Origin of the sequence: Dinghuibacter sp. (assembly GCF_035492835.1) — a bacterium.
Classification (GTDB): domain Bacteria; phylum Bacteroidota; class Bacteroidia; order Chitinophagales; family Chitinophagaceae; genus Dinghuibacter.
On record NZ_DATJIY010000018.1, the window covers coordinates 15601 to 37067 of the forward strand.

Here is a 21467-nt window from a genome sequence, read left to right on the forward strand (position 1 = left end):
CCTTTTTAACACCGCTGGATTGCCTTAAAAGGGTTATTTTTACTACCTTTGCACCACGCTATTTTTTGCTACAAAAGGAGGATTGAACGACTAATGAGTACTGAAATTCAAGCAGTGGATACGCCCACCCAAAGCACAAACGGATACGGAGCTGAAAGCATTCAGGTTTTAGAGGGACTCGAAGCCGTCCGCAAAAGGCCGGCCATGTATATAGGGGACATCGGGATCAAGGGGTTACACCACCTCGTATATGAAGTGATAGACAACTCGATCGACGAGGCCCTCGCCGGCTACTGTAAGAATATCGATGTCACCATCCACGAGGACAATTCCGTTTCAGTCCGCGACGACGGGCGTGGAATTCCCACCGGCATCATCGCCAAGGAAAAGCGATCCGCCCTGGAGGTCGTCATGACGGTGCTCCACGCGGGGGGTAAATTCGACAAGAATACCTATAAGGTCTCCGGCGGTCTCCACGGGGTGGGGGTTTCCTGCGTGAACGCGCTCTCCACCCACGTCCACGTAACCGTCTACCGTGAAGGCAAGGTCTTCGAGCAGGAGTATAACACCGGTATACCGGAATACCCCGTACGCACCATCGGTGAAACCGACCGGACCGGGACAACGACACACTTCTGGCCCGACGGCAGCATCTTTACTTCCCTTATCTATAATAAGGACATTCTCGCCGGACGTATCCGGGAACTGTCCTTCCTGAACCGGGGGGTGCGGATCAACCTGACGGACCTGCGTGAAAAGGACGAAGCCGGGAACCCGGTCTACAACGAAAGCTTTTTCAGTGAAGGGGGGATCGTCGAGTTCGTGGAAATGCTGGACCGGAACGCAAAGCGCAATACCCTGATCAGCAAGACGCTGTATGTGGATGGCTTTGACGAGGCCGCCAACGTGGAAGTGGAGGTCGCCATGTCTTATAACGACGACTTCAAAGAGCATATCTTCTCTTACGTCAACAATATCAACACCATAGAAGGCGGCACCCACATCACCGGCTTCCGCAGGGCCCTGACCCGCGTCTTCAAGCAATACGGTGAAAAAGAAGGGCTGTTCGAGAAAGCCAAAGTGGAGGTCGAAGGGGACGACTTCCGGGAAGGGTTGAGCGCCATCATTTCGGTCAAGGTACCCGAGCCCCAGTTCGAAGGCCAGACCAAGACCAAATTGGGTAACAGTGAAGTGGCGGGCATCGTGGAAACCACGGTTGCCAAGGCCCTCGACAACTACCTGGAGGAAAACCCGAAGGAAGCCCGTAACGTGATCATGAAGGTCATCCTGGCCGCCCAGGCACGGGTGGCGGCGCGGAAAGCGCGGGAGCTCGTCCAGCGTAAGAGCGTGTTGTCCGGGGGCGGCTTGCCGGGTAAGCTGGCCGATTGCTCCGACAGGGATCCCGGGCGCTGCGAGCTCTACCTGGTGGAAGGGGACTCCGCCGGCGGCACGGCCAAACAGGGCCGCGACCGGAGCTTCCAGGCCATCCTCCCGCTGAGGGGTAAGATCCTCAACGTGGAAAAAGCCATGGAGCATAAGATCCTGGAGAACGAAGAAATACGAAATGTCTATACCGCCCTGGGCGTAACCGTCGGCACCCCCGAGGACCCCAAGGCGCTCAATCTAACGAAGCTCCGCTACCACAAGCTGATCATCATGACCGATGCCGACGTGGACGGAAGCCATATCGCCACCCTGATCCTGACCTTCCTCTTCCGCTATATGAAAGAGCTGGTTGAACAGGGGTATGTTTACCTCGCCCAGCCACCCCTCTACCTCGTCAGGAAAGGAAAGGAACAGGTCTATGCCTGGACCGAAGAAGACCGCAAGGCCGCCATCGAGCGCGTCGCCGGCGGTAAGGAAGACAGCGCCACCATACAGCGCTATAAAGGTCTTGGGGAAATGAATGCGGAACAGTTGTGGGAGACCACGATGAACCCCGCCAAGCGTATCCTGAAAATGGTGACCCTGGAAAGCGCGGCCGTGGCCGACGAGGTATTCAGCATGCTCATGGGTGATGAAGTGGCGCCGAGGCGTGAGTTCATTGAAACCCATGCCAAGTATGCCCGGATCGACGTATAGACCTATTGCCGCCGCTGTAACGATTGTCCTCTGTCATAGCTTTCACGCCAGCGCCCAAACGACCCCGCAGGCCAATCCTTACGTCATGCACGGCTCCGCCGTGCAGAATACCTGCAATTGCTATACGCTCACGCCCCAGCAGAATTTCCAGGCGGGACAGGTCTGGAACAAGAACGAGATCGACCTGACCCAGTCCTTCGACTATCACTTCAACGTTTTTTTGGGTTGCCAGACGGGCCTGCTCGGCGCCGACGGCATAGCCTTTGTCCTCCAGCCGATCAACACCAGCCAGGGCAGTACGGGTGACGGCCTGGGTTTTGGCGGCATCGTCCCTTCACTGGGCGTGACCATCGACACGTATCAGAATACCGAAGACGACGACCCCGCATACGATCACATTGCCTTCCAGGCAAACGGGGACGTCAACCACGCGGACGCCAACAACCTGGCGGGCCCCGTCCAGGCGCTCGCAAACAACCCCAACATCAAGGATTGCAACTGGCACGTACTCGAGGTCAAGTGGGACGCGCCTTCCACCACGCTGACCGCCTATATGGACGGCGTAGTCCGGCTGACCCTGACCAAGGACCTCGTGGGCTCCATCTTTAGTGGGAGTCCCCAGGTGTTCTGGGGCTTTACCGCCAGTACCGGCGGCTCCGACAACCTCCAGCAGTTTTGCACCTCCCTCAACGCAGGTCATTCTTTCCCCTCCAACCAAACCTATTGCGAGGACGTGCCGATCACTTTCCGCGACAGCTCCACGTCGTTTGGCAGCATCGTGAACTGGTACTGGGACTTCGGGGACGGGGACACCAGCATGCGTCAGAACCCTCCGCCCCATGTCTATCCCAAGGCGGGTGTCTATACCGTTACCCAAAGCGTCCTCGGCAACAACGGCTGCCTGTCCGACCCCAACAAAACCGTGCTGACCATCGGGACGTACCCCGTGGCGGACTTTATCGTCGGCAACGGTTGCACCGGCCAGCAGCTGCCCCTCGTCAATTCGAGCTTCGACACTATAGGACGTTTTGCTACCTGGAACTGGGCGCTGTCGACGGGGCAAACCTTTACCGATTCCCTTCCCGCCATTACCCTGACCCAACCGGGGAACTATAGCCTTTCGCTGTCCACGGTCAGCGTCGAAGGCTGCGCCAGCAATACCTTCACCCTTCCGTTTACGGTCAACGCCACGCCGGCCGTCACCTTCGACAGGGACTCGGTTTGCGCGGGCACGCCGCTGGCGCTCAGCGGCACAGCCACCGCGGCCGTTCCCATCCGGCAGTGGTACTGGCAATTGGGGACCGACCTTGATTCCGGCCAGACCGTAACCCGTGTCTACCCTGCCGAAACCACGTTTATCGCCAGCCTGTGGGCCGAAAGCCCCCAGGGTTGTTATTCGGACACCGTCCAGCAGCCCATCGCCATCCAGGCCTCGCATGCCTATGCCGGGCGGGACACCGCCGTCGCGCTGGGTTACCCCATCCAGCTCCAGGGTTCGGGCGGCGCGACCTACGCCTGGTCGCCCGCCACCGGTCTCAGCGACCCGGATATTGCCAACCCGGTCGCTACCATCGGTGAAGACACCCGATACACCCTCACCGCCTACACCACCGCCGGTTGCGCCTCCACGGCCACCATCCTGATCAAGGTGTATAAGGGGCCGGCCATCTATGTCCCCAGCGCCTTCACCCCGAACGGCGACGGTGCTAACGACGTTCTCCGCCTCGTGGCCCCCGGCATCAGGACGCTCAATTATTTTCAGATTTTTGACCGCTGGGGCCACGAAGTCTATCACACCACCGACCTCCAGGCTACCTGGGACGGTACCGTCTCCGGCACGCCCGCCCCGGATGGTACCTACGTATACACCATCAGCGCCATCGACATGACCGGCCATACGATGACCCAACGGGGTACGATCCTGATCATCCGTTAGACGCCCGCCGCTCCAGTCCCGTATATACTTGCGTGGCCCCTCCGCGCGCATACTTTTTCTTCCTCTGCTGGCTGCCCTGTCTCTCAGCCGGGGCACAATACGTGCTGAACGGGAACGCCACTGCATTGTCCTGCAATTGCTATACTTTGACCCCGGACCAGGCCCACCGGCAAGGGTCCGTATGGAACAGTCACGAAATCGACCTTAGCCAGTCCTTCGACTTCCACTTCAAGGTCTTCCTGGGCTGCCGAGTCCAAGGGTCGGACGGCATCGCTTTCGTACTGCAGCCCGTTGGAACCGCCATCGGCAGCGACGGGGAAGGTCTTGGATTTTCCGGGATACGGCCGTCGCTGGCGTTGACCATCGACACCCACCTCAACCCGAACGACGACGACCCACCGTTTGACCACCTGGCCTTCCAGGCGAACGGGGACGTCGACCACGCGGACACGAACAACCTCGCCGGACCGGTGCAGGCCCTGGCGGGCAGCCCCACCATCAAGGACTGCGCCTGGCACCTGCTCGAGATCAAATGGGACGCCCCCGATACCACTCTTACGGCTTACATCGATGGTGTTTTCCGCCTGGCGCTCACGCGGGACATAGTCGACAGCGTCTTTTTGGGTAAATCCGCGGTCTATTGGGGTTTCACCGGGGCTACCGGGGCTGGATACAACCTCCAGCAATTTTGTACCGCCCTCGATGCCCACATCGCCATCAATGACGGCATAACGTGCGCGGGATTACCCGTCGTATTCCGCGACAGCTCGATTTCCTTTGGGCCAATAGGTGGATGGTATTGGGACTTCGGGGACGGCTCCGGCAGCACGAGCGCCCATCCGCCCCCACACACCTATGCTGCTACCGGCGCGTATACCGTCTCCGAGGTCATCCAAAGCCAGGACGGTTGCGCTTCGGATACCGCCCGGTCCATCGTGGTCGTCGGCTCTCATCCCCATCCCGGCTTCGTCCCCGGCAATGCCTGTAGCGGGCGGCCGCTTCCCCTGGTCAACACCAGCACCGACACCCTGGGTGGTTTTGCTTCCTGGCATTGGCAACTCTCCGATGGACGCACGTTCACCGACTCCTTACCCGTCATCGTGCTGGGCCCTGCCGCCAGCGTCACCTTACGGCTGTCGACAACCAGCGCGCTGGGTTGCGCCGGCGATACCCTGACCGTCGCCTTTGTCACCCACCCGACGCCCGCGGTCTCTTTTGTGGGGGACTCGGTTTGCGCCGGTCAGCCGTTGAGGCTGCGCGCCGAAAACATCTCGGCCGTATCCATCGATGACTGGTATTGGCTGCTCGGCGCTACCGCCGACTCCGGTCAAACCGTAACCCCTATTTACCCCACCGAAACGGGTTTTGTCGCCAGCCTTTGGGCGCGCAGCATCGACGGATGTTATTCCGATACCGTCGGACAACCCATCGCCGTCCAGGCCTCCCACGCCTATGCCGGACAGGATACCGTCATCGCCTTGGGCGCCTCGCTACCGTTACACGCCGCCGGCGGCCAAACCTACCGCTGGTCCCCGCCCGACGGCCTCACCGACCCCGCGGTCGCCACCCCAGTCGCCACCATCGCCCAAACCACCCGCTACACCGTCACCGCCTATACCTCCCTCGGATGCGCCTCCGAGTCCTCCATCCTCGTCGGAGTCTACAAGGGCCCCGCCATCTATGTCCCCAACGCCTTCACCCCCAACGGCGACGGCATCAACGACGTCGTCACCCTCACCGCCCCCGGAATACGATCGCTAACCTATTTCCGCATCTACGACCGCTGGGGCCACCTCGTATTCTCCACCAGCAACCCCCACGCTACTTGGGATGGCACCGTCTCCGGCGCCCCAGTCCCCGCCGGCGCCTACGTCTACAGTCTCCGCGCCATCGACACAACCGGTAACGCGCTCTCCCAACGCGGCACCATCCTCCTCATCCGATAGCAAGCGTGCCTGGACATGTCGTAAAGGGAGGTGAGTGCCTCTTCTGGATGCCCTTGATGGTGACGAGCTGCCCGATACATTGAACAGCAACGCACATGACGAGAATTGTTTAAACAAGAATTTTTATATTACGGTATGATCAGACTGATTGCAACCCTTGGCCTCCTCCTGGCCGTAAGCAACCCAACCCACGCGCAAACTATTATCGACCGGGACCCCGAAATCGCTTCCATGGTCCGGGAAGTAAACCCCGACTCCCTTAAATCTTTTATTACCCAGATGGTCGCCTTTGGCACCCGGAGCACCGTTAGCTCCACTACGGACCCCAAACGTGGCATTGGCGCCGCCCGGAATTGGGTCCTCGCCACTTTCCAGCGTTTTGCCGCGGCCTCGGAAGGCCGGATGACGGCAATCCTCGACACCACGACATACGCCGCCGACGGGCGCCGCGTCACCAGCTCCGTCAACCTCGGGAACGTCGTGGCCACCCTCAAGGGTACGGACCCGAACGACCACCGCATATTTGTCATCAGCGGCCACCTCGACAGCCGGCGGACCGACGTCATGGACGGCTCGGGCGACGCCCCCGGGGCCAACGACGACGGCAGTGGTAGCGCCGCGGTCCTCGAATGCGCCCGCATCATGAGCCGCCACCACTTCGGCGCCACCATCATTTTCGTCACCGTCAGCGGGGAAGAGCAGGGCCTGCTGGGCTCCGGCGTCCTGGCCAAAAAGGCCAAGGACCAGGGTTGGAACATAGTAGCGATGCTCAATAACGACATCGTCGGCTCCAACAACAGCAGCGAAACGAACATCATAAATAACACCCAGGTCCGTGTGTTCAGCGAGGGTCTGCCGATCTACAGCATCGAAACACAGGCAAAGAAAATACGCCAGCTGGGTCTGGAAAACGACAGCGACTCGCGTCTCCTGTCGCGGTACGTCAAGGAAACCGGCGAGCGCTATGTCGACAACCTCCAGGTCGTCCAGATTTACCGCCCCGACCGCTTCCTCCGCGGCGGAGACCACTCCCCCTTCCAGGAGAACGGATTCGCGGCCGTCCGCATCACCGAAATGAACGAGAACTACACCCGCCAGCACCAGGACGTCCGCGTTGCCGGCGGCATCCAATACGGGGACTTACCTGAGTTCATCGACTTCGAGTACCTCCGCAAGAACACCGCCCTCAACCTCGCCTGTCTGGCCAACCTCGCCAAGGCCCCCGGCAGCCCCGTCTCCCCGAACGTCCTCACCCGCGAACTGACCAACAACACCCACCTTACCTGGAAGGCCCCCGCCGTTGGCGCGCCCCGCGGATACTACATACTTGTCCGTGAAACCACCAGCCCCGTCTGGCAGCGTAAGATATTCACCACCGACACCGACGTACTATTGCCCCTTTCCAAGGACAACTACTTTTTCGGCGTCCAATCCGTCGGCCCCACCGGCAACGAATCCCTCCCCGTGATCCCGCTGCCCGGCCGCTAACCGGTCCGCCAGCGGCGCCTAAACGCCTACATCCAGGTGATTCGCCTTGAGGGCGTGCTCGAAGAAGATACCGGCGAGCCGCTCGAAGGAAGCGGGTGTCTCGGTGGTATAGAAGGAGAGCCGCCCCGTGCGCGACAACCGCGCCTCGAGGGATGGATGACGAATAAGGTAATCCGCCAGGCTACGGGCGACGATCTCGCCCTGGGAGAGGATGCGCATGGAAGGAGACACGTACGCCCGGATTTTGTCCACGAGCAAAGGATAATGCGTGCAACCCAGCACCAGCGTATCGATACGCGGCGACTGCGCCAGGATCGCATCCAGGTATTTAGAAATAAAGTAATCGGCGCCCGGCCCATCGGCCTCGCCGTTCTCGACCAACGGGACCCAAAGCGGGCAAGCCTGTTGGTAAACGCGGATATCGGGGAAGAATTTGGCGATCTCGATGGGGTAAGACTCGGAGGTAACGGTTCCGACGGTCCCCAGGATGCCGACCTCGCGCGTCAGGGAATATTGGCCTACAATCTCGGTGGTTGGGCGGATGACCCCGAGAACGCGCCGCAGGGGGTCGCCCATCAGCGGAAGATCGCTCTGCTGAATGGTGCGCAGGGCCTTCGCCGAGGAGGTGTTACACGCCACGATCACCAGCGGACACCCCATATCGAAGAGGTGCCGCACGCACTCCAGGGTGTAATGATAGACGGTCTCGAAGGAGCGGCCACCGTAGGGCGCGCGGGCGTTGTCTCCCAGATAGAGATAGTCGTACGCGGGCAGTTGCCGTACAAACTCCTTTAATACGGTGAGCCCGCCGTAACCCGAATCAAAAACGCCAATAGGTCCCTGCTGTTGCATAGTTAAATATACGTCGAACCCTGAAAGCGCGCTACGCCTCCGCGGCCGCCGCCGCAAATTGCTGCATATTGCCCAGCATCTGGTGTACCCTATCCATCCCCGTCATATCCGAGATCACGAGGAAGAAATTCTTCCCTACCTGGCGAAGACGCGCCTTATTGGTGTGCGTTTGGATAAACTGCATGATCCGCTGGAAGACGGCCGACTCGAAATAGGGCGAATCGGGGTTGCCGATAAAATAGCAGCGGAGGGCCCCGTCCTTCAACACGAGTTTTTCCATGCCCAGCTCGATGGCCAGCCGGCGGCAGCGGACCGTCGTAAACAGGTCCTCGACCTGCTGGGGAATCGGGCCAAAACGGTCGCCCATCTCGTGATAGAACGTCCGTAGCTCGTCCTCGCTTTCACAGTTGTCCAGGCGGGTATAGAGCGACAGCCGCTCGGTAATGCTTTCCACGTATTCGTCGGGGATCAGTATCTCCAGGTCGGTGTCGATGGTGCAATCGTGCACGAAGTCATCCTGCTGTTGGATTTCCTGGCGGAAAAGGTCCTTGAATTCGGTACGCTTCAATTCCCGGATGGCCTCGTCCAGGATCTTCTGGTACATCTCGAAGCCGATCTCGGCCATGAAGCCGCTCTGCTCGCCGCCCAGCATGTTACCCGCCCCGCGGATGTCGAGGTCCCGCATGGCGATCTGAAAACCGCTCCCGAGCTCGCTGTGCTGCTCCAGGGTCTGGAGGCGTTTGCGGGAATCGGCGGGGAGCGTGCTCATCGGGGGCGCCAGCAGGTAGCAAAACGCCTTTTTGTTGCTCCGGCCCACCCGGCCGCGCAGCTGGTGGAGGTCGCTCAACCCGAACTGGTGGGCGTTGTTGACGATGATGGTATTGACGTTGGGGATGTCGACTCCGCTCTCCACGATGTTCGTGCAGACCAGGACGTCGTACTTCCGGTCGATAAAGTCCATGATACGCTCTTCCAGGTCGTGGCCTTCCATCTGCCCGTGCGCCATCCCCACGGACAGGTCGGGGCATAGCGACTGGACCAGTCCCACCATCTCCGGCAGGCTCTGTACGCGGTTGTGGATAAAGAACACCTGGCCGCCGCGTTCCGTTTCAAAATAGATCGCGTCCCGGATAAAGTCCTGGTTGAACACCTGGACCTCGGTCTGGATCGGCTGGCGGTTTGGCGGGGGCGTATTGATAATGCTCAGGTCGCGAGCGCCCATCAAGCTGAACTGGAGGGTGCGTGGGATAGGCGTGGCCGTGAGCGTGAGGCAGTCCACGTTTGTCTTGAGCGTCTTCAGCTTCTCCTTGGCGCCCACGCCGAACTTTTGTTCTTCGTCGATCACCATCAGGCCCAGGTCCTTGAATTTTACTTCTTTCCCCAGCAGCGCGTGGGTGCCGACCATGATATCGATCTTGCCCGAACGCAACCGCTCCAACGTTTCCTTTTTCTCCCTGGACGACTTGAACCGGTTGATATAGTCCACGGTCACGGGGAAGTCCTTCATCCGTTCGCTAAAGGTCTTATAGTGCTGAAAGGCGAGGATGGTCGTGGGCACCAGGACTACCGCCTGTTTCCCGTCGCAAACCGTTTTGAAGGCGGCCCTGATGGCGATCTCCGTCTTGCCGAAACCCACGTCCCCGCAGACTAGCCTGTCCATGGGGGAGGGCGACTCCATATCCCGTTTGACGTCCGTCGTAGCCTTGCTCTGGTCGGGCGTATCCTCGTATATGAACGAGGCCTCCAGCTCCGTCTGGAGGTAGTTGTCGGGAGCGTGCGCAAAACCCACCTGGGCCTTGCGCTGGGCATAGAGCTTGATAAGGTCGAAGGCGATCTCCTTGACCCGGGTCTTGGTCTTTTCCTTGAGCCGCTGCCAGGCCTCGCTGCCGATCTTGTTGATCTTGGGCACCGTCCCCTCCTTACCCGTGTATTTGCTGATCTTGTGGAGGGAGTTGATGTTGACGTACAGGATGTCGCCGTCCTTGTACAGGATGCGGACGGCCTCTTGCAGGTGACCGTTGGATTCAATTTTCTGGAGGCCGCTGTAGGTCCCCACGCCATGATCGATGTGGGTCACGTAGTCGCCGGGTTGGAGTTCCCGGAGCGTACGCAGCGTGAGCGCCTTGCTTTTGTTGTAGGCCTGCTTGACGCGGTACTTGTGGTACCGCTGGAATATCTGGTGGTCCGTATAACAGACGACCTTGTTGCCTTCGTCGATAAACCCTTCGTGTATGGCCGTCGCCAGCGGCGTAAAGGGTATCTCCGCCTTCAGGTCGCTGAAAATGCTGTGGAGGCGTTCCAGCTGGCGGGGGTTCTCGGCAAAAAGGAAGAGGCTGAAGCCCTTTTTCTCCCATCGCTGCAGGTCCGCGATCAGCATGTCGAACTTCCGGTTGAAGGCGGGTTGCTCCAGGGTCGGAAAGACGATGTCGATTCCGCCCCAGTGCGGCTTGTAGCCAAACTCAATGATATGTCTGGCGCCAAATTGCCCGTGCAGGTCCGCCTCGTTGACGAACTCTTCCGGGCTCACCAGCCCCTTGAGGGTTTCTTCGTTGTCTTCCCGCGGCTTGAAGGGTTCGAGCTTCTCCCGCTGGAAAAACAACTGCAGGTCCTCCTCCTGCACCAGGAGCTTCTCGCGGATCAGGTCATAGTCCTGTAGCCAGACGACCGTGTTCTCCGGGAGGAATTCCAGGAGGCTTATTTTTTCCTTTTGATCGAAGTTGGTCTCGATATTGGGGATAATATTGACCTGAAGCAACTTACGCTCGCTCAACTGTGACTCCGGGTCAAACAGCCGGATGGAATCCACCTCATTCCCGAACAGCTCCACCCGGTAGGGCTTCTCGTTGCCAAAAGAATAGATGTCCAGGATGCCACCCCGCATGGCGAACTGCCCCGGCTCATATACGAAGTCCGTCCGGTCGAAACCGTACCCCACCATTTTTTCCAGCAGCGCCTCGACGGCCAGCGTATCCCCGGTCTTTATGGAAATGACATTTCCCGACAGCTCCCGGGCCATGACCACTTTTTCGAACAAGGCCTCGGGATAGGTCACGATGACCTTTTTTCGGATCGATGGCGCACTGCACTTCATCAACGCCTCCGTCCGCAGCATCACGTGGCTGCTGTTGAGCAAGCGGTAGTTTTTGCGGTTCTTGAAAGAAGAAGGGAAATAAAGTATGTCCAACGCCCCGGTCAGGTTTTCGACCGTATTGTGAAAGTAGGCCGCCTCTTCGGAATCGTTCAGCACCACCAGGTGGTTCCAGTCCTGCAGGGACGGGTTCCGGAAGAGCCCCGCACAGATAAATTCTGACGAGCTCCCGTGGAGTGGCCCGACGTGAAAACGTTGCGGACCGGGCATGGAAAGCCCCTCCACCAGCGGGGAAAGGCGGTTATCGCTCGAATATCTGTCTAAAAGCCACTGCAAATTCATCCGCGGACGCAAAGTTACGCAATTTGCCCCAGCGCACCGCCACATCCGCCTCCGGACCTCCATGATCCGCCTCCACACCCGCGCGTCGCCTTAAACCTTTTAGCACATTTTTCCTGAAATAAACTTGCATTTAACAAAAAAATATCATTAGCTTTACCCCCACTAGAGAACGATTGCTTGCCATTTTATTTAAGAGCGAGGCGCTAACTGCCCTCGCTTTTTTGTGCCCATGCCGGACGCATAGTAGACGATAAACCCTATCTGTAACAGCGTCCCGAGTACCGACGGCAGGAATTGACTGTACGGCTGGTACATATAAAATACGGTCCCCGAAAACGCCGAGAGCAGCGCCGTAAACGCACCGATCATCTTAAAAATGTGCTCATACAGCCAAAGCCCGCTATAGGCCTCCCGGGGAATGGCATACCTGGCGAAATCGTACAGTACGACCAGCACCAGGGTCCCCACCGTGCTATAAATGATCACCGGCGACCAGATCATCCCGATCGACCGGAAATAGTAAAGAAAATAGCCGACACACCCCAAAGAAGCCAGGGCCACGCACACATCCAGCGCCCGCGCCCGATTAGACTTCATCCTGACCGCCCTATATCCCGAATACCCGAAATACCCGCTCAATACCGTAATAACCAGCAAAAACGTATTCCGCTTAAAAACAAACACCCCCATAAGCCCGCTCACGATCACAACGCTCATACACACTAAAAACCAGTCCCCGGCCTTCCGGTGAAACCTCCCGCCTTTCGCTGAAACCAATGCAAAAACCCCCAACAAAAGGGCGACGGAGCCCGCGATGATGTGAATGAGTATGTTTGTCTTATGCAGCATAGTCTTTAAAAATACAAATTCCCCTCCGAAAGACCGAGGCACGGCAAACGGGCGAAATAACTTATCTTAAGGAGCAAAACGATTGCGCATGGAGCCATGGCGGACCGGCAGGGTCAGGCAAATAACGCAGGAGACGCATAACACCCGGCGCTTCTGGATCGAAATCCCGGAGCTCGAACGTTTCGACTTCAAGCCGGGGCAATTCGTCACCCTGGACCTGCCGATACACGAGCAGAAGAACAAGCGGTGGCGAAGCTACAGTATCGCCTCCTGGCCGGACGGGACAAATACCATCGAGCTGGTGATCGTGCTGCTCGAAGGCGGCCTCGGGACGACCTACTTGTTCAACGAAGTCAAAGAAGGCTCGGAATTGACCTTAAGAGGCCCCCAGGGTGTTTTTACCCTCCCGGATCCCCTGGACAGGGACCTCTTCCTGATCTGCACGGGAACGGGCATTGCGCCCTTCAGGAGCATGGTGCATTATATGCAGCTTCACAACACCCCCCATAAGGACATCCACCTCGTATTCGGGACCAGGACATGCAAGGATCTTTTGTACGCCGGGGAAATGAGAGAACTCTCCAAAAACATGGACGGATTCCACTTCCACCCCACCCTATCGAGGGAAAAGCTCGACGGCCACCACCATGGCTATGTACACGGCGTTTACGAATCGATTTGCGTGGCGAAAAAAGACGCCTGGTTCTTCCTGTGCGGCTGGAAGGAAATGATCGACGAAGCCCGGAACCGGATTGGCGCCCTGGGTTATGACAAGAAAAGCGTCCACCTGGAGCTGTACGGTTAGTACGGGAGCCGGCCGGCGCCGGCGCTAGTGCCGGGTTAGGCATTAATTAATGCCCTAAATCTATATTGTTTGGTAAGCCTAAAATACCAAACGATGCTCAAAAGGAATGCCCTATTCACCCTGCTTTGCCTCACGCTTGCCGCGGCCTGCTCCAAAAAAGGCCAGACAAGCGGTACAACCCCTCCCCCCAAAAACGATACAACGGCATCCCCTCCGGGAGACGTCGTGGGTAAGGTCATCGTCGGCTACCAGGCCTGGTTTGCCGCCCCGGGGGACGGATCCCCATGGAACGGCTGGTGGCACTGGCCCGGTTCGGTCGATCCCAACTACAAGGCCTGGCCGGATATGCGCCAGTATACCGGCGCCTATCCATCGCCATATGACACGCTAAACGACGGGCGCCCCTCCACTTTGTTCTCCGATTGGGACCAACAAACCATCAACACGCAATTCCAGTGGATGCAACAAAACGGGATCGACGGCGCGGCCCTCCAACGGTTTAATCCGAACTCACCGGAAGGGCCCATCCGCGACGGGATCACCGCCAAGGTCAAGACCGCCGCGGAGACGTACACCCGGAAGTTTTATATCATGTATGACGTGACCGGCTGGACCAACATGGAGACCGAAATCAAAACGGACTGGACCGGCAAAATGAGCGCGTATACCGCATCCTCGGCCTATGCGCGTCAAAACGGAAAACCGGTGGTCTGTATCTGGGGGTTTGGCTTTAATGACGCGAACCATCCCTTTTCGGACGCGGCCTGTATGGACGTGGTCGACTGGTTTAAAACCCAGGGCTGCTATGTCATCGGCGGCGTGCCCAGGGAGTGGAGGACCGGTACGGGTGGCTCCCGGGCAGGCTACCTGGATGTATACCATGCCTTCGACATGCTTTCACCGTGGCTGATCGGAGCGGTGGGCAGTATATCGGACGCCGACAACATCTACACCGGTTTCATGGTGCCGGATCAAGCGGACTGCAAGGCAAATGGCGTCGACTATCAGCCCTGCGTGTTGCCAGGTGACCTGTCCTTGCACCAGCGGGTCCATGGCGACCTGATGTGGCATATGTTCTATAATGCCACCCGGGCCCGTTGTCAGGGAATCTACATATCCATGTTCGACGAATTCGGGGAAGGCAACGAGATCGTGGCGACCGCTGAAACAACGGCCACCGTGCCTTCCGGAACCAATATCCTGGGCTTGAATGAAGATGGGACGGCCTGTTCGGCGGACTACTACATGCGGCTGACGGGGGACGGAGACCGGATGTTCAAGGGCCAGATCGCGCTGACATCCACCAGGCCGACACCGCCGACCCTGACGCCGCCCGACAGCCTTACGGCCCAGGTGGTATCTACGACAGCTGTCCAGGTCAATTGGACAGCGGTAACCGAAGCGCCTTGTTACAACGTAAAGCGCGCAACCACCAGCGGGGGCCCCTATACAGTAATCGCCACCAACCTATCCGGGAGCACATATACGGATAGTGGATTGACTCATGGGACCACGTATTACTATGTGGTATCCACGGGGCATATAAACGGGGGAGAAAGCGCTGACAGCGGCCAGGCAAACGCAACCCCGTAAGGGGCCTAGTGCAACTGGGATTCCCGGGTGCGCCTCGCGTAAATATTCTTCAGCTGGTTGTTTTCGCGCTTCAGGTCGGCGATGATCTTTTCCAGCGAAAGGATTTTTGCGTGGTTGCGCAACATTTCGTCTTCCAGCTTCAGCAATTGTTTCTTGCTTTTGTTCCGCTGCATAAAGCGGAGGAGGTAACCGGTCAGTACGCCGGCAACGAGGAGGCCAAACAATCCTATAAATGAAACGGAGGATGGCGCGGTCAAGCTCAAAGGGACAGATGTAAAAAGGTCCATACGTTACATAGGTTTTAGATTAAAAAGGGTCGAATACTCTTTTCAAATGTAACCCTATTTTACATACGTGCCAATAGTACTTTTACGCTTGATGCAGGCCTATGGCCTCTTCTACACGCAAAAAAACCTATTTCGTACGTAATTTTACCCACTGCCTCACCTCCGCCAACGGCACCCTTTCCTGCGCCATCGAGTCCCGATGGCGTATCGTAACTGCCTGATCCTCTTTGGTTTGATGATCGATCGTGGCGCAAAATGGCGTCCCCAGCGCATCCATCCGGCGATATCGTTTGCCTATGTTGTCCTTTTCTTCGTAAAAACAATAAAAATCTTCCCGGCACTCTTTCATCAAATCCCGCGCGATCTCCGGCAGACCGTCCTTTTTGGTCAGCGGCAGCACCGCCAGCTTTATCGGCGCCACCTTTGGCGGGATCCGCAATACCACGCGGCTATCTTTGGAACCGTCCTCCTTCGGGATGTCTTCTTCCGCATAGGATTCGCACAACACGTACAGCACCGTCCGGTCCAGACCGATCGAGGTCTCGATGACGTAAGGCACATAGCTTTGGTTGATCTCGGTATCGAAATACTGGAGCTTTTTACCGCTGAATTTCTGGTGTTGCGAAAGGTCGTAGTCCGTCCGGGAGTGGATGCCCTCTACTTCCTTGAACCCAAACGGGAAGTCGAACTCGATGTCCACGGCCGCGTTGGCGTAAAAAGCCAGCTTTACGTGGTCGTGAAACCTATACCTATCCGGAGAAAAACCAAGGTCCTGGTGCCACTTCATCCGCTCGGCCTTCCAATAGTTATACCACTCCATTTCGGTGCCGGGCCGGACAAAGAATTGCATCTCCATCTGCTCGAACTCCCGCATACGGAACGTAAACTGCCGGGCGACAATCTCGTTGCGGAACGCCTTCCCCACCTGGGCGATCCCAAAGGGAACCTTCATCCGCGCGGATTTCTGCACGTTCAGGAAATTCACGAAAATACCCTGGGCCGTTTCGGGCCGCAAATAAATCTCACTGGCCTCATCGCTGACGCTCCCCAATTGGGTGGAGAACATCAGGTTGAACTGTCGGACGTCGGTCCAGTTCGCCGTCCCTGAAACGGAATCGACGATATTTTCGCGCAGGATCAGTTCCCGCAGCCCTGCGAAGTCGTCGGCCGCCAGCAACCGGTCCATCTCGACCAGGAGGTTATCGGCGGGCAGCGTGTCCCCTGCGGCGCGCAGCGCATCGGCGCGAGCCTCGATCAGGTGATCGACCCGGTACCGCTTCTTGGAATCCTTATTATCGATCATCGGGTCGCTGAAGTTATCCACGTGACCCGAGGCCTTCCAGGTGGTGGGGTGCATGAAGATGGCCGCGTCGATGCCGACGATGTTGTCGTGCATCCGCGTCATACTGTTCCACCAGTATTCCCGGATGTTCTTCTTCAATTCGCTGCCCCAGGGACCATAGTCGTATACCGCGCTGAGACCTTCGTATATTTCGGAGCTGGGGAATATAAAGCCGTATTCTTTGGCGTGCGAAATAACCGCCTGAAACTTGTTGGGTTCGTTGGAAACTGACATAGCGGGGACAAAGATACGTGTTGGCGCCAAAGCGCCCTTACTAGAATTTAGCGCTTTGGCGCCAACTTCGCTCATGATTGCCCCTTCGGGGGCCGCCCGCCATCGCGCCGCGGTCTCACCGGGCCGTACGCTTGTCCTCCGGTACCTGCGCCGCGCGGCCCGCGTCCTCCTCGACCTGCCTGATCCAGACGGCGTAGGCGTTCGGTTGTATCCGCCTCCCCCTGCACTGGGCGTACTCACGCGTAAATTCCGCGCCGAAGTACAGGATCAGGGCCGAATAGTATACCCACAGCAGGACGATGACGATCGAAGCCCCGGCCCCATAGCTCGTATCGATATGGCTTACGTGGAGATAGTAGCCAATCCCGAAGCGGCCCGACATGAACAGGACCGCGGTGGTAAAGGCCCCCACCGATACGTCCCGCCAGCGGATGCGGACGTCGGGGAGTACCTTGAAGATGGTGCCGAACAGCAGGAAGGTCGACCCGAAAGTCAGGACCAGGTTGATGGCATGCGCCACCACCACCGCCAACCCCGGGAAAGCCCGGCTCAGCTGCGCGCTCAATCCATCCATAATGGCATCCAGTACCAGCGATACCAGCAGGATAAAACCAAGGCTCACGACCATGGAGAACGACAACAACCGGTTGAGGAGCACCTTTCCCCACCCGCTGGTTTGCTTGACGCGAACCCGCCAGATATAATTCAGGGCATCCTGTATTTCCGAAAAGACGCTGGTGGCCCCGAACAACAGGGCGGCGAAGCCGCCGATGCGCGCCACCCAGCTGTGGTGCAGGTAAAGGATCGCCCGTCGGATGATGTCCTGGATCTGCACGGCGGCCGCCTGGCCGACGATGTCTTTGATCTGGCCGTAGATACGCCCTTCGATCACCTGCTGGCCATAAAAAAAGTCGCACAGCGTGGTGATCACGATCAGCATCGGCGCCATGGAGAAAACGGTGTAGTACGCCAGGGCGGCGCTCATCCGGAAGACCCGGTCGTTCACCAGGTCCGACCCGGCCCGTTTCACGATTCCCCAAATGTCTCCAAGCTTCATAACTTAGGATTGTTCTTATGCCGGTCGGCGTCCCGGACGTTTTTCTTGTCAAAATTCTTTTCCAGCGCTTCCGTCAGGTCTATCCCGGTCTGGTTCGCCAGACAAAGAAGGACCCAAAGCACGTCCGCCATTTCGTCCCCCAGGTCCTTGTCCAGGTCGCCGGGTTTAGCCGATTGTTCCCCGTACCGCCGGACCATGATCCTGGACAACTCACCTACCTCTTCCATAAGAATGCCAAGATTGGTCAACTCCCCGAAATAGCGGACCCCCACGGTCCCGATCCAGGCGTCCACCCTTGCCTGAGCTTCCTGTAGCGTCATCACTCCTTGTTTTTGGTATCGATAAAAATGGTCACCGGCCCATCGTTAACCAGGGAAACCTGCATATCCGCCCCAAAGCGGCCGGTTTGCACGGGCCGCCCCAGGTCCGCCCCCAGCTGCCGGATCATCTGCTCGTACATCGGTTCGGCAAACGCCGCCTTACTGGCCCGTATATACGAAGGCCGGTTCCCCTTTTTGGTGGAGGCGTGGAGCGTAAACTGACTGACGAGGAGGATATCGCCCCCGCTGTCGCGGATCGGGAGGTTCATCACGCCCCGGTCGTCGTTGAATATCCGCAATCCCACGATTTTGCCGCTGAGCCAAACCAGCTCTTCGGGCGTATCCGCGTCCTCCACGCCCAACAGTACCAGCAGCCCGGGGCCGATCGCGCCGGTCGTCATCCCATCCACGGTCACGGCGGCCTGCGAAACCCGTTGTATCACCGCTCTCATAATAGCTTTTAAAATGTACCTTTGTATGGCGATGAAGGTAGATATTTCAAAGGAGATAGAATACCACACCGCGCGCAGCGGCGGTAAGGGCGGACAAAACGTCAACAAGGTGGAGACCATGGTCGAGGGCTATTGGCACGTCGCATCCTCCACCCTGGTCGACGACCGAGCCAAGGCCGTCCTCACCCAACAGCTTACCCACCGGATCAACCGGGAAGGCTACCTGACCGGCCGCTCCCAGTCCGAGCGGACCCAATTGGGGAACAAGGACCGGGTGCGGGAAAAGATGAATGACTGGGTGAACAAGGCGCTCACCCCAAAAAAGGCGCGTATCGCCACCAAAGCGCCCCGGGCGGTGGCGGAACGGCGGCTGGAGTCAAAAAAAATAATGGCCGGCCGCAAAACATCGAGACGGAATATTCGTTTGTCAGACATATAATTAACGGCACATGCGCCATTTGTTGACGGGCCTGATAATATTGTCTATCGCTACCTGCTGGTCTCTTTCTTCCTGTAAAAAGGAACTGAGCGCCACCGGCAGCCCCACGACCATCCAGCTCTGGTTCAACAACGTGGCCGGAATCGCCCCCCTCACCCGGGGCACGATCTACCAGGACAGCTATACCGGCGAACAATTCAGCGTGGGCGCTTTCAAATACTACATCTCCAACGTCCAGCTCATCTCCTCCAGCGGGGTTTTCACCAACATACCTTCGGTTTACCGGCTCGTCGATGCCTTCGACACGACAACGACCAGCGTCTCCTTCCCGGGGGTGGCCGATTCCCTGGTGGCGATCTCCTTCCTGATCGGCGTGGACAGCACCGTCGACGCCAGCGGTCCCCGCAACGGCGACCTCGACCCCTCCAAGGGGATGTTCCTGGGTGGCAACCAGGGCTACATCATGGCCGAGCTCACGGGGTATTCCCCCGCCAGCTCCCAGGTGAACTTTTCCTTCAACTACCAGATTTCGGGCTATACCGGACCATACAACGTCCTGAGGAAGGTAACCCTGGCCCTCCCGGGTTTACCCGTCACCGTGAGTCCGGTGATCCCCGATACCGTCCAGATCAGGATCGACACCGACGTGCAGACCTGGTTTTCGGCCGTCCACTACCTTCCCATTTCGGGCAACAGCACCTGTACCGCCCCGGGACAGCTGGCCTCCGAGTATGCAGACAACTACGCCCATATGTTCGTGGTACGGAACGTAATCATCAAATAGCGGCCGCCATGGCGTATCTTTATTCCCAAATTTTCTAGGCATTGAGTTCGATCAAGGGATTGGCGGGGCAAACGATGTGGTATGGCGTTAGTTCGATTGTAGCCAGGATGCTGAGCTATCTGCTGACGCCCTACCTGCTGCTCGTCCTCACCGGTCCCGAATACGGCCAGCAAAGCATCATCTACGCGGCCATCCCCTTCCTGAACGTCATTTTCACCTACGGCCTCGAAACCACGTTTTTCCGCTTCGCCCAGAAGCATCCCCATCCCAGGGAGCTCTACAACACGCTCATGGTCTCCATCCTGGCCTCATCCCTGTTTGTGGGTGGCATCATGTTCCTGCTGGCCGAACCCCTGGCCCGGCTGCTTTTGGTGGACCAGCACCCGGATTGGATAAAGCTGACCGTCCTGATCGTGGCAAGCGACGCCCTGGCCACCCTGCCCTTTGCCAAGCTCCGTCTGGACGGGCGCCCCAGGAAATACGCCTTCGTACGCGTCTCCGGCATCCTATGCTACATGGGGCTCCTCTATTTCTTTTATTCCGTGTGCCCCGCGCTGGAGGCCAAGGGCGGCGTTTCCCCGCTGCTGGCGATCTACTCTCCCGCCATCGGGCTGGGCTACGTCTTTATCGCCAATCTTGTCCAGAACCTGCTCCAGCTGGTGCTCCTACTACCCGAGCTGACCAGCTTCCGGCCACAGTTCAACGCCGGTCTCTGGCGGGAGATGATCCTTTATTCCCTACCCATCACGATCTACAACTTCGGGGGTATGATCAACGAGACATTCGACCGGATTATGCTGGGCTGGTGGGTACACGCCCCGACCCGGGACGCGGCAGACTTCCAGGTGGGTATTTATAGCGCCAACTACAAGCTATCATTGCTCATATCGCTTTTCATCCAGGCATTCCGTTTGGGCGCCGAACCCTTTTTCTTCAAACAGGCCAAGGGGGAGAATCCCCAGCGCATATACGCCAGGGTGATGAAGTTCTTTGTGCTTACGATCACGCTGATGTTCCTTTTCGTCGCCCTCTACCTGGACGTCTGGAAGTACTTCGTAACCCGGCACAGTATGTGGGTAGGGTTGAAAGTCGTACCTATCCTGCTTTTTGCCAATATGTTCCTGGGGATTTACTACAATTTATCCATTTGGTACAAGCTTTCCGATAAGACCTCGGCGGGGGCCTATATCACCCTGATCGGTGCCGGGATCACCCTCGTGATCAACTACATTTTCATCCCGAAATATAGCTACCTGGCGTGCGCCTGGGCGACCTGTATCTGTTACGGCACCATGATGGTCCTGTCGTACGTGTGGGGTCAAAAGGTCTATCCTGTACCGTACGCCTGGAAAAAGCTGGTAGCTTATATGTTGATCGTCCTGGTCCTTTACTTCGTCCACCAGGGCCTTGTCCACCTGGTTCCGAACCGCTGGTTCAGCATCGGGACCGCGACGATCCTCTTTGCCGCCTACGGGGCGTTCATCCTGAGGGTGGAGAAAAAGGAATTCGGCCGCATACCCTACGTCAACCGGCTGCCCATCCTCCGCCGATTCTTACAGGTATAAATTCCC

The 21467-nt window shown here is 58.1% G+C and carries 16 protein-coding genes and 1 pseudogene; 9 read left to right on the forward strand and 8 right to left on the reverse strand.

Annotated features, from left to right (window positions below):
* Nucleotides 1–93 precede the first annotated feature (93 nt).
* From gyrB to VL547_RS01945, 4 genes are all read left to right on the forward strand, one after another.
* Entirely contained in the window at nt 94–2082 is a 1989-nt protein-coding gene (gyrB, locus tag VL547_RS01930) for a DNA topoisomerase (ATP-hydrolyzing) subunit B (protein ID WP_325574594.1), read from the forward strand.
* The gene (locus VL547_RS01935) at nt 2063–4018 is read left to right on the forward strand and encodes a lectin-like domain-containing protein (RefSeq protein ID WP_325574596.1); all 1956 of its coding nucleotides are present in this window, start codon (nt 2063–2065) and stop codon (nt 4016–4018) included. Before gyrB ends, VL547_RS01935 begins: the two co-directional genes overlap by 20 nt.
* A gap of 32 nt (nt 4019–4050) precedes the next feature.
* Nucleotides 4051–5964, forward strand: coding sequence for a lectin-like domain-containing protein (locus tag VL547_RS01940; RefSeq protein ID WP_325574598.1), 1914 nt, complete (start codon nt 4051–4053; stop codon nt 5962–5964).
* A gap of 135 nt (nt 5965–6099) precedes the next feature.
* Nucleotides 6100–7452 (forward strand): M28 family peptidase, encoded by a 1353-nt coding sequence (locus VL547_RS01945; RefSeq protein ID WP_325574600.1) that lies wholly within the window; start codon nt 6100–6102, stop codon nt 7450–7452.
* A gap of 18 nt (nt 7453–7470) precedes the next feature.
* Here VL547_RS01945 and murI read toward each other — a convergent pair whose 3' ends face one another.
* The 3 genes from murI to VL547_RS01960 all read right to left on the reverse strand — a co-directional run bounded on the left by murI (nt 7471) and on the right by VL547_RS01960 (nt 12583).
* Nucleotides 7471–8304 carry a glutamate racemase gene (gene murI / locus VL547_RS01950; protein ID WP_325574603.1) on the reverse strand — a complete coding sequence of 278 codons (834 nt, stop codon included), beginning with the start codon at nt 8302–8304 and terminating at the stop codon, nt 7471–7473.
* 31 nt (nt 8305–8335) lie between these two features.
* Entirely contained in the window at nt 8336–11734 is a 3399-nt protein-coding gene (mfd, locus tag VL547_RS01955; RefSeq protein WP_325574605.1) for a transcription-repair coupling factor, read from the reverse strand.
* A 189-nt stretch (nt 11735–11923) separates the two neighbouring features.
* On the reverse strand, nt 11924–12583 hold the full coding sequence (locus VL547_RS01960; protein ID WP_325574607.1) for a hypothetical protein: 660 nt from the start codon (nt 12581–12583) through the stop codon (nt 11924–11926).
* An 88-nt stretch (nt 12584–12671) separates the two neighbouring features.
* Here VL547_RS01960 and VL547_RS01965 point away from each other — a divergent pair, with 88 nt between their 5' ends.
* Both VL547_RS01965 and VL547_RS01970 read left to right on the forward strand, forming a co-directional pair.
* Nucleotides 12672–13388: a ferredoxin--NADP reductase gene (locus VL547_RS01965; protein ID WP_325574609.1), complete on the forward strand. Its 717-nt coding sequence runs from the start codon at nt 12672–12674 to the stop codon at nt 13386–13388.
* Nucleotides 13389–13481: 93 nt separating this feature from the next.
* On the forward strand, nt 13482–14981 hold the full coding sequence (locus VL547_RS01970) for a xylosidase (RefSeq protein WP_325574611.1): 1500 nt from the start codon (nt 13482–13484) through the stop codon (nt 14979–14981).
* Nucleotides 14982–14986: 5 nt separating this feature from the next.
* Here the strand turns inward: VL547_RS01970 and VL547_RS01975 are convergent, their stop codons facing one another.
* The 5 genes from VL547_RS01975 to dtd all read right to left on the reverse strand — a co-directional run bounded on the left by VL547_RS01975 (nt 14987) and on the right by dtd (nt 18673).
* Nucleotides 14987–15268: a hypothetical protein gene (locus VL547_RS01975; protein ID WP_325574613.1), complete on the reverse strand. Its 282-nt coding sequence runs from the start codon at nt 15266–15268 to the stop codon at nt 14987–14989.
* A 127-nt stretch (nt 15269–15395) separates the two neighbouring features.
* Nucleotides 15396–16844 (reverse strand): glycine--tRNA ligase, encoded by a 1449-nt coding sequence (locus tag VL547_RS01980; protein WP_325574615.1) that lies wholly within the window; start codon nt 16842–16844, stop codon nt 15396–15398.
* Nucleotides 16845–16959: 115 nt separating this feature from the next.
* The gene (locus tag VL547_RS01985; RefSeq protein WP_325574617.1) at nt 16960–17901 is read right to left on the reverse strand and encodes a YihY/virulence factor BrkB family protein; all 942 of its coding nucleotides are present in this window, start codon (nt 17899–17901) and stop codon (nt 16960–16962) included.
* Complete coding sequence (locus VL547_RS01990) at nt 17898–18221, reverse strand: nucleotide pyrophosphohydrolase (RefSeq protein ID WP_325574619.1); 324 nt, start codon at nt 18219–18221, stop codon at nt 17898–17900. The genes VL547_RS01985 and VL547_RS01990 overlap by 4 nt, the downstream gene beginning before the upstream one ends.
* Nucleotides 18221–18673: a D-aminoacyl-tRNA deacylase gene (gene dtd, locus VL547_RS01995; protein ID WP_325574621.1), complete on the reverse strand. Its 453-nt coding sequence runs from the start codon at nt 18671–18673 to the stop codon at nt 18221–18223. The genes VL547_RS01990 and dtd overlap by 1 nt, the downstream gene beginning before the upstream one ends.
* 37 nt (nt 18674–18710) lie before the next feature.
* Between dtd and arfB the strand changes: the two are divergent.
* The 3 genes and pseudogenes from arfB to VL547_RS02010 all read left to right on the forward strand — a co-directional run.
* Nucleotides 18711–19112, forward strand: a pseudogene (gene arfB, locus VL547_RS02000) (alternative ribosome rescue aminoacyl-tRNA hydrolase ArfB); the annotation flags it as partial.
* Nucleotides 19113–19122: 10 nt separating this feature from the next.
* Nucleotides 19123–19896 carry an MbnP family protein gene (locus VL547_RS02005; protein WP_325574625.1) on the forward strand — a complete coding sequence of 258 codons (774 nt, stop codon included), beginning with the start codon at nt 19123–19125 and terminating at the stop codon, nt 19894–19896.
* Nucleotides 19897–19937: 41 nt separating this feature from the next.
* A complete protein-coding gene (locus VL547_RS02010; protein ID WP_325574627.1) occupies nt 19938–21461 on the forward strand; it encodes a lipopolysaccharide biosynthesis protein in 1524 nt (507 codons plus the stop codon).
* Nucleotides 21462–21467 lie beyond the last annotated feature (6 nt).

Coding starts and splice junctions, on each gene's coding strand:
- VL547_RS01975 (WP_325574613.1), bottom strand. CDS start 15,268: ATGGACCTTTTTACATCTGTCCCTTTGAGCTTGACCGCGCCATCCTCC.
- murI (WP_325574603.1), bottom strand. CDS start 8,304: ATGCAACAGCAGGGACCTATTGGCGTTTTTGATTCGGGTTACGGCGGG.
- VL547_RS01965 (WP_325574609.1), top strand. CDS start 12,672: ATGGAGCCATGGCGGACCGGCAGGGTCAGGCAAATAACGCAGGAGACG.
- dtd (WP_325574621.1), bottom strand. CDS start 18,673: ATGAGAGCGGTGATACAACGGGTTTCGCAGGCCGCCGTGACCGTGGAT.
- VL547_RS01945 (WP_325574600.1), top strand. CDS start 6,100: ATGATCAGACTGATTGCAACCCTTGGCCTCCTCCTGGCCGTAAGCAAC.
- mfd (WP_325574605.1), bottom strand. CDS start 11,734: ATGAATTTGCAGTGGCTTTTAGACAGATATTCGAGCGATAACCGCCTT.
- VL547_RS01985 (WP_325574617.1), bottom strand. CDS start 17,901: ATGAAGCTTGGAGACATTTGGGGAATCGTGAAACGGGCCGGGTCGGAC.
- VL547_RS01980 (WP_325574615.1), bottom strand. CDS start 16,844: ATGTCAGTTTCCAACGAACCCAACAAGTTTCAGGCGGTTATTTCGCAC.
- gyrB (WP_325574594.1), top strand. CDS start 94: ATGAGTACTGAAATTCAAGCAGTGGATACGCCCACCCAAAGCACAAAC.
- VL547_RS01990 (WP_325574619.1), bottom strand. CDS start 18,221: ATGACGCTACAGGAAGCTCAGGCAAGGGTGGACGCCTGGATCGGGACC.
- VL547_RS01970 (WP_325574611.1), top strand. CDS start 13,482: ATGCTCAAAAGGAATGCCCTATTCACCCTGCTTTGCCTCACGCTTGCC.
- VL547_RS01960 (WP_325574607.1), bottom strand. CDS start 12,583: ATGCTGCATAAGACAAACATACTCATTCACATCATCGCGGGCTCCGTC.
- VL547_RS01935 (WP_325574596.1), top strand. CDS start 2,063: ATGCCCGGATCGACGTATAGACCTATTGCCGCCGCTGTAACGATTGTC.
- VL547_RS02005 (WP_325574625.1), top strand. CDS start 19,123: ATGCGCCATTTGTTGACGGGCCTGATAATATTGTCTATCGCTACCTGC.